The following is a 12,383-nucleotide window of genomic DNA, read 5'->3' on the forward strand; positions in this document are numbered from 1 at the left end:
GTACACCGTGCGGAACACCGGGAGCACCGGCGCGGAGAATTCGCACACCGGCTACTAGTAGCCGGTAACGTGTAACGTTACCATATCGTTTCTTGTAGCGCAACCTGTAACATGTAACCTGTATTCTGTAAACCCTCTCGCCTTTCCCGGTTTCTCCCCGCTTTCCGGGGCTGACCTGCGGGGTTTCCGCTCGGTCCGGGTGGCTCGCTCTCTCTCATGATTCCAGTATACACACAGCCGCACAGTTTTTGCAACCTCATCGGCACATTTTTCTGGTAATCCTGTGTCGAAACGCTGTGACCTGCGATTATTCCGGCGTAACGCTACCGGATGCCCGCGTGTTACGCTACCGGAAAGGGAAGCCGGGACATTTTCCGGTGCATTTCCTGTTGTCTTTCCTTGTATTCTGTAATAGGATAGTGGTACACCACGAGGAAGGGGAACCCCAGACCATGACCGAACCGCAGACCTCGCGCCGCTGGGACGGCAATCCCGAAACCGCTTCGGACCGAAGGTTTTTCGACCTGCGCGACGCCGGATACCACGGCCCGATCGACCAGGACGGCTACCCGGTGCCGGTGTTGCCCGGCTCCTACTGGGAGCAGAACGCGCGCCCGTCCACCCCGGAGGGGCAGACCATCGCCGGAGTGCTGGCGTCGGCGCGGTCGGCGGGGCTCACCGTGGATGTGAGCGACATCGTGATCAGCGACGGCGTACCGACGATCGACGGCATGGATGCCTTCGAGTGGATTCTCGGCGTCGGCGGACAGGAGGACGAGCAGTGACCAGCATCGAGACGACGACCACCGACCCCGCGCCGGTCGAGCGCGAAGCCTACGACACCGACACCTTCGGGATCGGCGAGGCGTGCGGGGTCTGCATCTTCCCGACCGGGCCGGGCCAGATCTGCGGAAACGTGGTCTACGCCAACCAGGCCAAGGGCAGGCTTCCGAAGTACTGCGGGCAGGAGGGTCAGGAGCACTGGCAGGCCCAGCACGGCACGGAGGGCAACAAGCGTCACAAGTCCGACCTCGCCGGGTACCCGCGCCGCACGCTCGGGATGACTCCCGAGGACGTGCAGGCCCTCGCCGACGCGGAGGCGGCGCGGCGCGGGATCGGTCGGCGGCTCAAGTCCGAAACTGCTTCGGCGGCAACGAATCCGGCCGTTGCGGCTCCGGTCGCCGATGCCGCGGCGGCACCGGCCGCGCCGGTGCTCGACCTCGCCGACGCCCTGCCGGAATCTGCGGTCGATGCCCTCGCCGAACTGGCGCGGCTCATCGCCGGTCGGGTCGTCGCGACGCGGGCCGAGATGGACGCCATCCGCGCCGACGCCGAGGCACGGGTTGCCGAGGTCGAGCGCGAAGGCGCGCAGCGGGCCGAAGCGCTCGATGCTGAGCGCGCCGGATTGGAGTCCGACCGTGCGGAGGCGCAAGCGGCCCGCGACCGCGCGGAGGACGAGATCCGTCAGGCGCGCGAAGCCCGGCTGACCACGGAGGGTCAGCTCACCGAAGCGAAAGCGCGCATCGCGGAGCTGGAACGGGCGCTCAGCGACGCGGAGGCGCGCCACCGCGCCGAGATCGCCGAGGTACGCCGGACCTCCGAAGAGCGCTACGACAAGTTGGTCGCCGCGTTCGCCGCGACCCGCACCGAACCCGTACGCGACGTACCGGCCGCGCAGCCTCGCCGCAAGGCGGCACCGCCCATCACCGCCGACGTGCTCGAAAACATGGCCGGTCGTGTCCACCGCGGCGAAGTGATCCAGGTCGGCGGCCAGCGGTGGCGGATCGCCAGTGCGGACGCGACCACACCGGCCGCCGCCACGCTCGACCACATGAACGCGGCCGGATTCCTGGACTTCGGCCCCGGCGACCCGGCGGTGGTCATGCTCTCCCCCGCATGGGCCAAGCGCACGCCGGACCAGCCGCCGGAGTAGGCGCGCTCATTTACGCATGAGCGTATGAGCGCATAGAAATGCCCCCGCCGATCGGCGGGGGCATTTTCTCGCGTGAGGGGTGGGTCAGTGCACCTGGGCGGGTTCTTCGTCGCTCTGCGCGGCCGTGGGGACCTTGTCCGAGTCCAGAATGAGCCCGGCATAGTGATCGGATACCGCCGCGTGCACCTGGAGCAGAATGCCGACCATCACCGGGGCCACACCGAACTTGAACACGTCCATCCAGTTGATGCCGACGCCTTGCGGCGGTGTCAAGTGCTTGCCGACATTGAGCGTGAGCGTCATCGCCAGCAGAACCAACTCCACCGCAATGATCTTCCGCTTCTCCTCCGGAGCGGCCTTGCGACCCCAGCGGGTGGCCGTGGTGGAAGCGACCATGATGACGATGAGCGGCAGCGAGATCATGGCCTCCACGAAGTAGCTCAGCCAGTACAACGGGTCGGACTTGTCGCCGGTGGGCACCAGGTTCTTCTGGGCATTGACCGCCGACCAGATCATCCCGGCCGCCACGGCCGCGATCAGGGCCCGCGACGACCATTCGGAGTTGCGCACGAGCTGGGCCAGTTTGGCGTCCGGGGAGACGAGGCGACGCTTTTTCGACCGGGCCCGCTCCAGCCAGCGCGCATCGGATGCCTCGGACTTGGCGATGGCCTCCTCGTTGGCCTGCATCCGCTTGGCGCGGGCCAGCTCGGCCGCCAGCTGACGCCGCTCGATCTCCCGGCGGGTGGAGCGCCGCTTCTCGGCCAGTTCGCGCTCCTCGGCCAGTTCCGCCTCCGACAGGACTTCGGTCAGCGCGGGATCGGCCTGCAATGACAGGCGCGCGTTGGCCTGCCGGACGCGGGCGGCCAGCTCCGCGGCGACCTCTTCCGATTCGGCCGGCACTTCCACGGAATCGTCTCCCTGTTGATCGGTACCGTGCTGGGCGTCGAGCGCGGCGAGATCGGCCTCGGTCAGGGCCCGGAACGAATCGGTGTTGTCCATCTTGTTTTCGTCGCGCCACTCGTTGACGATCCGGCTCACGTACTTGCGAGTGGCCTCGATCCCGCAGGCCTCCAGCCACTGGTGCACCTCGGCGGTGTCGAAGTGGCCGAGAATCGCGCAGATGTGCCGGATCTGGTCGGACTTGTGGGGGAGCGCGGCGACCTCTGCCCGATGAACCTCGGAGATGAGCATGGGGGCGTTCCCTCCCGGTGCGTCGTCGTGGGTACCCACGGTGTCGGTGCCGTGGCCGGTGTGGGGTCCCCCGTGGGTACCCACGGGGGATACGGCCTGGTCGGCGGGGGTTCCCCCCGGCCCGGTGTGCCCGCCGGTGTGGGTACCCACGGTCCCGGTGTGGGACGGGGTGTGGAGTGCCCCCGGCCCGGTGTGCCCGCCGGTGTGGGTACCCACGGTCCCGGTGTGGGACAGGTCGGGGGTGGTGTCGCCGGGGGCGTGGATGATGTGGGGTCCCCCGGGGGTCCACAGGGAGACGCCGGTGTTGTGCATGAGGGGGACGATATCGGTGCCGTTGGTGGTGGTCATGTCGTTTGCTCCGTTCTGGTCGCGCGTGCGCGCTTTGTCGTATGAGCGCATGCGCGCATCAATGAGGGTCGGGGAGGGCGGCGACGACGCGGCCCCGGGGTGGGGATCGGTCGCTAGCTGCCCTGCGCTTTCTTCTCCAGTTGGGCCTTGAGCCGGTGGTACTCCTGGCGATGATTGGTGTTGCGGCAGAACTTCGCCGGGCGGCCGCCGGAAATCTGTTCGATCGGCTCACCGCAGTACAGGCACCGGCCCGGCGGCTGGTCGGCCAGCTGGCCCAGCAGCGGCGTCTCCTGCCGTTCTTCGGGGCGCAGCGCGACCACGTTGCCACCCGAGTCGGTAGACGACGCAGCGACGCTCTGGCTCGCCTCACTCGCGGCGGCGGGTGCTGCGGACTGTGCGGCCAGTTCGGTCCGCGACAGCACACCAGGCGGGCGGCCGAACAGCCGCACCGTCTGCATGATGTCGATGTCCTCGACCCGGTAGAACCGTGCCCGTTGGGCAGGGCCGCCGGTCTCACACAGCATGAACGCGGTGCCGACCTCCTCGGCGGTGATCTCGACCGAGCGCACGCCACGTTCCCGGGCGCCGTACCCGAAGGTCATCTGCTCCTGCTGCGGACCGGCCTGGCGCAGACCGATGACCAGCGACACCAGATCCCGCAGCAGCTCCAGGACCTCTTTGGCGGCGTTCTGGGTGGTGAGCACGACCGAGATCCCCACCGCGCGGGCCTGGGTCAGCAGCTCGATGAGCATCTCGGTGGCCAGCTCGACAACCTTGCCCTTGACCACGGTGTCACGGACCACGCCGTCATCCCCGCGCACCGGCAGCGTGAGGGTGATCTGCTGCTTGCCGGGGATCTTCAGCAACGCCATCACCTCTTCGATGACCAGCATCAAGTGCGGGTCCCCGGGTTTCGGGATGTGCTTGCGGACCGGTTCACCGGTGCGCTCGGCGTGCTCGGCGTAGGAGTCACGACGCTCGCCCAGCACGTTGACCACCCGCGCAATCGCCACCAGCGCCTCAGCCGGAGTCTTCGACCACGTCTCATACAGCCGCGCCCCCGCAGCCATCTCCATCCGCTTCAGGTCCACCATGTGGACTTCCAGGACCCCCGCCGGGATCAGCGGAGCCAGCCCGCACAACAACGACTGCACCGCACCGGATTTCCCCGACCCGGTCAAACCGGAGAACAGCATGTGGTTGCCGCGCACCCGCAGCCGGTTCTCGCCCCCGTCATCGAGCATGCCGACCCGCACGCCATCCAACAGCGCGATCAACTGCTCGACACTCGACACGCGCTCCGGACCCGGATACCGCACCACCCCGGCCAGCGGGTTGACCACCCGCAGATCCAGAACCAGGCGCGGGTTGTCCACGGCAACGATCTGCACCTGCGGCACCTTCAGCGCCGACGCGATATTGGGCAGCCGGGCGGCGAATTCCCGCTCCGACCATCCACCCTCGGGCATCTGCAACTGAATCCGGGCACCGGCCGCCGTCGGCACGATCCCCCGGTTCGGCAGGATCAACCCGTCAGGCATCTGCAACCACAGCCCCTCGTTGACCACCCTCACCCCCGGCGGCAGATCCTGCCCGGTGAACGGCAACAACACCGGCCACTCCCCCGGGTCCCCGGTCGCCCGGTTCTCCGGCCGCCCCAGACGCACCTGCTCCCCGGTCCAGCACATCATCGCCGCGAACGGATCGGACAACCGGTACAACGCCTCACCCAAACGGGGATGAAACCAGCAGGTGAACTGCTCCCACTCCGCGTGACGGCGCTCGATGTCACGGCGTTCGGCACGGTTGCGCGCCACCTTCGACGCCACCCACACACCGCCGACCGAGCCCGCCGCCACGACCATCCCGACCGGAGCGGCCCGGCCGTCCATTCCCAGGTTTTCGAGGACCTTGTAGGCGAACATCGAGCCGACCACCGCCACCGGAGTCCCGAGCCCCACCCCCACCGCGAGCGCGCCACCCGGCGACGTCGCCTTGTTCAGATTCAGGCCGCCTGCCATGTCGCCCACCTCATTTCACCCGCCAGCCCATACCGCGCACGACCAGCGGCACGAACTCCAGTTCGATCATTCTCATTGATACGCCGCACCCGCGCCCACACGATTCGCAGCTGCACCCCACGCACGCTGATCGCGTACCTCGGATTCGCCTGTCGCTGCGCAGCATCCGGCAGAGCCAGCGGCAACGGGTGCGGCTTGCGGGCCTCCAGCGCCAGCAGTGGGCCACGCGGGTTCGGCGCGCGGTCGAACACGATGACCACCTCGCGGTGCCGGTTCAGGCCGAAGGACACCTTCGCCGAGCGCGCACCGAACTCCTCAGCCAGCGCGGCGGAATTCTCATGCCAAGCCACTGCCGACTGTCCCGGCAGCATCCGCACCGTCACCACATCATCGGTGCCGTACCGAACCACCGACACCAGACGCGGCACCCGGACCCGATCACCCTCGGTCTCGGTCAGCCCGAGACCGGCAAGCACCGAAGCCCAGCGCCGCCGGTACAGCCACACAGCGCGCATCGCCGCGACCAGCCACACCCGCAGATGCCGAATCGCCAGCAACAGCACGCCCACCGCGAGCATCGCACCACCGACACCGGCCGCGACCGGCAACACGAGATCCTGCGCAGTCCGGGCGTAGCCGCTCATGTCGTCGATCGACAGATTGTCCGTGCACGCCAACAAGCCACCAGCCATCAACGCCGCCATACCGACGCACTGAGCGGTGTCCTTACCCGTCCACGGGTCACGCTGCGGGCTCATCGGACCGCCCCCACCATATCGGCGCGGACGGCGGCCGAGAGCGCGCCACAAAAGCGCTGAGAGGTTACAGCAATCCGCTGCCTGACAGTTCCTCGCGCAATGCTCTGATGTCCAGTCGGCCGGTCACCCAAGCCGCTGCCAGTGTTTCCAGAACGTCCTGCTGTCGAACGAACTCTGTGGAGAGCTTCGCGCGAAACGCCTCGGCCGCTTGTTCCTTCAAACGGAACGCGAATTGGTGCTGCTGTCGTCTTGGAGGCGTTTCCATAGACGCCATCGTCCCATGTGGCATCAGGTGATGGCATCTGTGACGGCCGTGATCCGACGTGAGTGTCATCTGTTCTCATCTCTCGCTTTCCACCCTTCTAGGTGCTAACATCTATATCAGATGCTAACACATGTGATAGGTGTTAGCACATAGAGGAAGGAAACTGATGTCCACCGCGACCACCCTCACAGCCCCCGACGACTTCCCCCGCGACAGCAAGACTTCGGTCCTGCTCCGTCTCATCAAGGGAGGTAAGCCCACTCGCACGCTGGGCTATCACCCGATGACCGATGACTGGCGCATCACGCCGTGGGACTGCACCGACCCCGGGCGGCTGACCGTCGCCGAGGCCCGCAACGTCATGGAGAGCCACGGCAAGTGCGGCAGCGACTGCCTCATCTCCCGCACGGCACGCAAAGTCCTGGCCTCGCGCATCGACGCCCCGACCGTCCGCGCCAAGGCGTTCCGCATCCGCTGAAAAACGAGAGGCACCTGCCAGTCCCAACCTGGCAGGTGCCTCTCGCTCATCTTTCCCGATTGGACCCCGCCATGACCAAACCGAGCGACGAACGTCCCGCCGGTGTCTACCGATGGCGTTGCGCACCAACCCATCTGAAGACTCGTCGGCAACTCGCCGCTGTAGGACTGCGCCCGAACGGGCAGGACATCGCCGGACGCATCCCGTTCCGGCGGCACGGTCGGGTACAGGTCGCCTACCTGTACGACATCAACCTCGCCGCGCCGAAGCGCAAGCCCTCGCCCGCGACGTTGGCCGCGTGCGCGAAGGCCACCCGCGAGCGGCAGTTACGAGCAGCAGAACGGCGCGGCATCGACCGCGCCGACCTCGACACCATCACCGATCCCGGCCCGTTCTGGGCCGACCCAGCAGAGGAGCACCACCCATGAACGGCAAAGTCACGATGACCATCACGGGCAACCTGGTCGCCGAACCCGAATTGAAGTTCACCCCGAACGGGAACGCCGTCGCCAATTTCACCGTCGCGTCCACCCCTCGCGTGTACAGCCAGCAGAGCGGCAAATGGGAAGACGGACAGGCCCTGTTCATGCGCGTCCGGGTCTGGCGCGACCAGGCCGAGAACATCGCCGAGTCCCGGCTGAGCAAGGGCACCCGGATCACGGTCACCGGCATTCTCACCCAGCGCAGCTGGGAGGACGAGAACAAGCAGCGCCACACCATCTACGAGCTCGACGCCGACGAGGTAGCCGCCTCGATGAAATTCGCTCAGGTCGCCGTCAAGCGCATCACCCGCACCGCTGGAGAGCCGGGCGGCAACGGGTCCAGCCCCAAGGCCGACGCCGGGGCCGGACAGGGCCAGACCCCGCCTCCGTTCTGAGCCAGAATCCCCACAACCGAGAGAGAGTGAAACGCCTTGAACGACAGCACAACCCGCGAGTTGGTCTACGATCCCGCTTCGGCCCTGGAATCGCCGGAGGTCATTCACCTGGTGAGGGGTTGGTGGGAATCGGTGATCGTGTTCCTGTCCCGGATCTCGCCGCGGCTGTTCCCGTACGCGCCGCGCGCTCTGTGCGGTGAGGTCATGTGGGGCGATCCGGACCGGCCGGACGTGCAGCCCTACCCGCTCAGCCCGTTCTGCCCGGCCTGCCTCGAGATCGACGGCAGCGACCCCGACACCATCGCCGACCAGTACCAATTCGTCCCCGGCCACTGGCTGTGAAAGGAACACCGATGACGACCGAAAACACCACCCCAGAGCAGGAACTCACAGCCGACAGGGCATTGCGGCAAGCGCTGGAATCGCTCACCACCGCCGCCCGCCTGGCGACCACCACCAGCGGCGAGCGCGCATCGCGCGTGATGGGCGAGCAGTTCGACCGCGCATTCATGGCCGTGGAAACCCTGATCGAGCTGCGCGCCGGGGAGCGTGCCCGCACCGCCGCCCGGTTCGGGGTCGCTGGACCGAATACGTCCGTCGACCTGTAGCAATCCACACCAGCAATGGGGAATCCCGGTAAACCGCGTGTCGATCACTCGGATTCCCCCACCGGACAGCAAGAGTGTCCACACAACGAGAAAACCCGCCCTCAAAAGGCTTGTCAACCTGGGCGGGTTTCTCTTCAACCGAAAGAGCGAAGCTTTCGAGGGATGACGATACAGCAGGGTCCGGACAGGCGTCGACAAGACACGACACAGCCGGACAGCTGATCACCCTCGGGAGATTCGCCCCGAGACCTTGAGGGGCAATGAGCACACCCAACAACGTGGTCCCGTTCCCGAACGGCACCGCTGCGGCCGACGACGCCGAGACCCTGACGTTCTTCTCTGGCGGCAACCGGTACAAGCTCGACCGGAAATCCGGCGTGATCGCCAAGACCAGCCAGAACAAAGACGGCGAGACCGTCAAGCGGGCCGTACTCCCGTTCGTCCCCCAGGTCCACGAGGTCATGGTCGACCTCGATGAAGACGACCTGCAAGACCGCAAGCTGTACACGGTCTCGGTCGGCGGGGACGAACAGACCCGAGTAACCCACCGGCAGGTGCTGACCGGCGACGTATGGGCCGAGTTCGCAGTATCCGGCGTCGCGTCCCGGGGCATGGTGAACGTGCTGGCCGACGCCGTGCTGCGCCTGGCTGAGGAACACAAGGTCACTCCCCTGCACCGCCACACCGGATGGACCGAACGCGACGGACGCCCGGTCTACCTCACCGGCGGCGCGTGCATCGGCGCCGATGGCCCGGTCCCCGGATACGCACTCGAACTCGGGCCGCGCATCGGCACCTACTCACTGCCCGCCCCGCCCACCGGCGACCAGGAGCGCGACGCCGTACACGCCTCCCTGGACCTGTTGAATCTGGCACCGCCCGAGGTGATGTGGCCGCTGCTGCTCATGACCTACCTCCCGGTCATGGAACTCGCCGCACCGCGCCCGGATTTCCTCGGCGTGCTGTACGGACCGTCCGACACCTGCAAATCGGTGCTCGCCGGAATCGGCCTGTCCCACTACAGCCCGCGCAGCTTGTTGGACCCGTTCCCCCAGAACTTCAGCAGCACCCGGGTATCGCTGGAGACCTACGCCCACGGCGCGAAGAACGCCCTTCAAGTCATCGACGACGCGCACCCCGCCTCGAACCGGCGCGAAGCAAACGATATCGCCGAAAGGTTCGAGTACCTGGCCCGATCCGCCGCCAACGGCTCAGCGCGCGGCCGGGGATCGCGATCCGGCGGGGACCGGAAGGACCGCCCGCCCCGCGGCTTCGCCTTGGTCACTGCTGAGCTGCGGTTCAAGGTGCCCAGCGCCGAGAATCGCAGCTTCATCGTGGGCCTGAGCAAAGGGCAGGTCGACAAAACCCAGCTCAACCACATCACGGCCCAGGCCGAAGCGGGCGTCTACACCACGGCCATGGCCGGATTCATCCGCCACCTGGCCCAGCGATTCGAGGCGGGGGATCTCGACGGACACCGCAAGCGGTGGGCCGAACTGCGCAGTGAACTGGTCACCGAGGGGCGCGGACGCTCGGCCAGCCACCTGGCGCACCTGTTGCTCACCGCCGAAACGCTGCTGCACTACGCCTGGAGCGTCGGGGCCATCGACCAGGACCAGGCCGAAGCCCTCTACGAGCAAGCCGACCTCGCGCTGGTGTCGGTGGACTCCGCCGCCGCCGCCGGACGCGTCGAGATCGACCCCGTGACCCGATGGGTCGAACTGCTGCGAGAGGCGTTCGACAGCAAGCAAGCGCACTTGGAATCCATGACCGGGGGCGCGCCCGAGGACTCGACCCGCTGGGGGTGGGAGAACCTCGGAACCGGGTTCGGGGGCGGTCCCGACAGTCAGCGTCGCGGGCTCATGCTCGGCAATCTGTCCGACGACGGCCGCACCCTGTACCTGATCCCGAAGGCGACCCACGAACTCCTGAACAAGATGGCAGGGGCCGAGCCCCTGGGGCTCGATGACCGCGCACTCAACGACCGACTGGGCGAGGCTGGAGTCATCCAGACCCGAAACAACACCAGTCAGGTCCGCCACACCCACCCGATTCGGATCGGAGAAGGCCGGCCGCGGCGGCTCTGGATGAGCGTCGCTGTCATGGAAACCGAGCCCGGTACCTCCGAAACTGTGCCCGGTACCTCAGAGGTACCTGGCAAAGGTACCGGCAAAGGTACCGGATTTCATGCCCCTGACCAGCGCAAACCCAGCGCGGTACCTGCGGTACCTGTGGTACCTGAGAAAATGCATCCCTTAGCAAAAAACGGGGACAGCGCCCATCGGTCCTTCATCGGCGACCGTGTTGCCGCCGCGCTCGCCGATGCCGACGGTGACGCCCAGGCCGCGACTCAAGCGTTGATCTCCACAGCGATCCCGGACGCGATGGCCTTGTTCGATGCCACCCGGGCCGATGCCCGCTACGACCACACCGCCCACCCCGCAGAGCCGGAGATCCTGCGGAAACCGGCCAAGGGTGCCGCCAACGCCATCTGGGAAGCGCGGCCCAAGTGGACCAACCCCCACACCCCGGCCGATGCCGAGATCCAGCCGTTGGACGTCAACGCCGCCTACCTGTCCGCGATGACAACCCACCTGCCTATCGGGCAACTCCAGCACGACGACAGCGGCGAATTCGACCGCAACCGCTCGGGGCTCTACGAGATCGACCCCGTGGTCTGGGACCACGACCAGTTGCCCAACCCTCTCGGATCACGCAGCGCCCCCGGGCCAGTGTGGGTGACCCGGCCGACGCTCCAACTGCTCATGGACTTGTCCACCGACCGATACGGCGCACTGTGCCCGGCCCCGACCATCCACCAGTCCTGGACCAGCGGCGCGAGCGAGAACCTGCTGCGCGCCCTCAAGGAGACCCTGCGTGATGCCCGGGCAGAGGCCATCGAACGCAGTGACGAGGTGGCCCTGGACTACATCAAGGCCATGTATTCGAAGTTCGTCTCGACGATGGCCAAGTCGAGCCGGTACAACCACGATCTGGAGCGCACCGATTGGGGCCACATCATCCGGGCACAGGCCCATGCCAACCTGTGGCGGCGGGCGCACAAGGCCCACACCGCCGGACTGTGGGTACACCGCCTCACCGGTGTGGACGAGCTGCACATCGCCGGTGATTGGCGTCAGGTCTGGCCGGAGGGTCGGGGCCTGGGCCAGATGAAGCCCAAGGGCGACACCTACCGCGCCGGATCGGGTCGGTGATCGGGAATGGGTGGGAAGATCACCGGCGGGTCCGGAGCGAAGGGCATCCCCGGCGGGCAGGCCATCTCCGACCGGCTTACCGAGCTGGCCGAAGGGGTCAAATCCCCGGTCACCACCGACCGCGGGCTCTCCGCGAGGCTGCGGTACCTGACCAAATCATCGGCTGGATATGACGCCATGAACCAGGCCGGAATCGATGTCACCGCCCGCACGTTCATGGCCTGGCTGGCCGAGGAGCAAACACCGAACAAGGCCAATCTCGCGAAGATCGAAGCGGCCTATACCGATCTGCACAACCGGAACATGGCCGCCTCGCTGAGAAAGCGGCTCGACAACAACGGACGCGGCACCCGGATAGAGATCCATCCGATCGACCAAACCGGCGTGCCGGTCGAACAGCAACGAGACCTGCGCGTCCGGAAGGTGAACGTCCGCCCGGCCGACTGGCACCAGCTCATCGACCAATGGGCCGCGAAGGATCTCGACGCCATGAACAGCACATGGCAGCACCTCGCAGCTGACAGCCTTGGAACCGACTGGCACGCCTACGAATCGGTCAGTCACATCGGGTTCGGAGCCTGATACAGCTCCATCCAGGGCATTGCGGCAAGCGCTGGAATCGCTCACCACCGCCGCCCGCCTGGCGACCACCACCAGCGGCGAGCGCGCATCGCGCGTGATGGGCGAGC

Annotated in this window: 13 protein-coding genes; 9 read left to right on the forward strand and 4 right to left on the reverse strand. The window is 66.9% G+C overall.

Translation table 11 applies throughout. The features are described from left to right. Window positions 1-452 precede the first annotated feature (452 nt). Window positions 453-785 (forward strand): hypothetical protein, encoded by a 333-nt coding sequence (locus ACWDUN_RS29855; RefSeq protein WP_449934519.1) that lies wholly within the window; start codon window positions 453-455, stop codon window positions 783-785. Next, window positions 782-1,933 (forward strand): hypothetical protein, encoded by a 1,152-nt coding sequence (locus ACWDUN_RS29860; protein ID WP_449934521.1) that lies wholly within the window; start codon window positions 782-784, stop codon window positions 1,931-1,933. The genes ACWDUN_RS29855 and ACWDUN_RS29860 overlap by 4 nt, the downstream gene beginning before the upstream one ends. Before the next feature lie 84 nt (window positions 1,934-2,017). On the opposite strand, the gene ACWDUN_RS29865 is transcribed toward ACWDUN_RS29860, so the two are convergent. The 4 genes from ACWDUN_RS29865 to ACWDUN_RS29880 all read right to left on the reverse strand — a co-directional run bounded on the left by ACWDUN_RS29865 (window position 2,018) and on the right by ACWDUN_RS29880 (window position 6,516). Beyond that, entirely contained in the window at window positions 2,018-3,472 is a 1,455-nt protein-coding gene (locus ACWDUN_RS29865) for a hypothetical protein (RefSeq protein WP_449934523.1), read from the reverse strand. A 113-nt stretch (window positions 3,473-3,585) separates the two neighbouring features. Further along, entirely contained in the window at window positions 3,586-5,493 is a 1,908-nt protein-coding gene (locus ACWDUN_RS29870; RefSeq protein WP_449934525.1) for an FtsK/SpoIIIE domain-containing protein, read from the reverse strand. Beyond that, a complete protein-coding gene (locus ACWDUN_RS29875) occupies window positions 5,478-6,251 on the reverse strand; it encodes a hypothetical protein (RefSeq protein ID WP_449934527.1) in 774 nt (257 codons plus the stop codon). Before ACWDUN_RS29875 ends, ACWDUN_RS29870 begins: the two co-directional genes overlap by 16 nt. Window positions 6,252-6,315: 64 nt before the next feature. Continuing rightward, window positions 6,316-6,516, reverse strand: coding sequence for a hypothetical protein (locus tag ACWDUN_RS29880; protein ID WP_449934528.1), 201 nt, complete (start codon window positions 6,514-6,516; stop codon window positions 6,316-6,318). A gap of 166 nt (window positions 6,517-6,682) precedes the next feature. On the opposite strand from ACWDUN_RS29880, the gene ACWDUN_RS29885 reads away from it, so the two are divergent. From ACWDUN_RS29885 to ACWDUN_RS29915, 7 genes are all read left to right on the forward strand, one after another. Continuing rightward, entirely contained in the window at window positions 6,683-6,994 is a 312-nt protein-coding gene (locus tag ACWDUN_RS29885; RefSeq protein WP_449934530.1) for a hypothetical protein, read from the forward strand. Between the two features lie 71 nt (window positions 6,995-7,065). Beyond that, window positions 7,066-7,422 carry an RRQRL motif-containing zinc-binding protein gene (locus tag ACWDUN_RS29890; RefSeq protein WP_449934531.1) on the forward strand — a complete coding sequence of 119 codons (357 nt, stop codon included), beginning with the start codon at window positions 7,066-7,068 and terminating at the stop codon, window positions 7,420-7,422. After that, the gene (gene ssb / locus ACWDUN_RS29895; protein ID WP_449934535.1) at window positions 7,419-7,871 is read left to right on the forward strand and encodes a single-stranded DNA-binding protein; all 453 of its coding nucleotides are present in this window, start codon (window positions 7,419-7,421) and stop codon (window positions 7,869-7,871) included. Before ACWDUN_RS29890 ends, ssb begins: the two co-directional genes overlap by 4 nt. Window positions 7,872-7,907: 36 nt before the next feature. Further along, the gene (locus ACWDUN_RS29900; protein WP_449934536.1) at window positions 7,908-8,213 is read left to right on the forward strand and encodes a hypothetical protein; all 306 of its coding nucleotides are present in this window, start codon (window positions 7,908-7,910) and stop codon (window positions 8,211-8,213) included. 11 nt (window positions 8,214-8,224) lie between these two features. Next, window positions 8,225-8,479, forward strand: a complete 255-nt coding sequence (locus ACWDUN_RS29905) for a hypothetical protein (RefSeq protein WP_449934538.1) — start codon at window positions 8,225-8,227, stop codon at window positions 8,477-8,479. Between the two features lie 260 nt (window positions 8,480-8,739). After that, window positions 8,740-11,694 (forward strand): hypothetical protein, encoded by a 2,955-nt coding sequence (locus tag ACWDUN_RS29910; protein ID WP_449934541.1) that lies wholly within the window; start codon window positions 8,740-8,742, stop codon window positions 11,692-11,694. 6 nt (window positions 11,695-11,700) lie between these two features. Next, entirely contained in the window at window positions 11,701-12,276 is a 576-nt protein-coding gene (locus ACWDUN_RS29915; RefSeq protein ID WP_449934543.1) for a hypothetical protein, read from the forward strand. Window positions 12,277-12,383: the final 107 nt, after the last annotated feature.

The organism is Mycobacterium sp. NPDC003323 (assembly GCF_053589535.1).

Excerpts from the sequence above, each read along its gene's own strand:
- ACWDUN_RS29855 (WP_449934519.1), top strand. The coding sequence starts at position 453 with ATGACCGAACCGCAGACCTCGCGCCGCTGGGACGGCAATCCCGAAACC.
- ACWDUN_RS29865 (WP_449934523.1), bottom strand. The coding sequence starts at position 3,472 with ATGACCACCACCAACGGCACCGATATCGTCCCCCTCATGCACAACACC.
- ACWDUN_RS29870 (WP_449934525.1), bottom strand. The coding sequence starts at position 5,493 with ATGGCAGGCGGCCTGAATCTGAACAAGGCGACGTCGCCGGGTGGCGCG.
- ACWDUN_RS29875 (WP_449934527.1), bottom strand. The coding sequence starts at position 6,251 with ATGAGCCCGCAGCGTGACCCGTGGACGGGTAAGGACACCGCTCAGTGC.
- ACWDUN_RS29880 (WP_449934528.1), bottom strand. The coding sequence starts at position 6,516 with ATGGAAACGCCTCCAAGACGACAGCAGCACCAATTCGCGTTCCGTTTG.
- ACWDUN_RS29885 (WP_449934530.1), top strand. The coding sequence starts at position 6,683 with ATGTCCACCGCGACCACCCTCACAGCCCCCGACGACTTCCCCCGCGAC.
- ACWDUN_RS29890 (WP_449934531.1), top strand. The coding sequence starts at position 7,066 with ATGACCAAACCGAGCGACGAACGTCCCGCCGGTGTCTACCGATGGCGT.
- ssb (WP_449934535.1), top strand. The coding sequence starts at position 7,419 with ATGAACGGCAAAGTCACGATGACCATCACGGGCAACCTGGTCGCCGAA.
- ACWDUN_RS29905 (WP_449934538.1), top strand. The coding sequence starts at position 8,225 with ATGACGACCGAAAACACCACCCCAGAGCAGGAACTCACAGCCGACAGG.
- ACWDUN_RS29910 (WP_449934541.1), top strand. The coding sequence starts at position 8,740 with ATGAGCACACCCAACAACGTGGTCCCGTTCCCGAACGGCACCGCTGCG.
- ACWDUN_RS29915 (WP_449934543.1), top strand. The coding sequence starts at position 11,701 with ATGGGTGGGAAGATCACCGGCGGGTCCGGAGCGAAGGGCATCCCCGGC.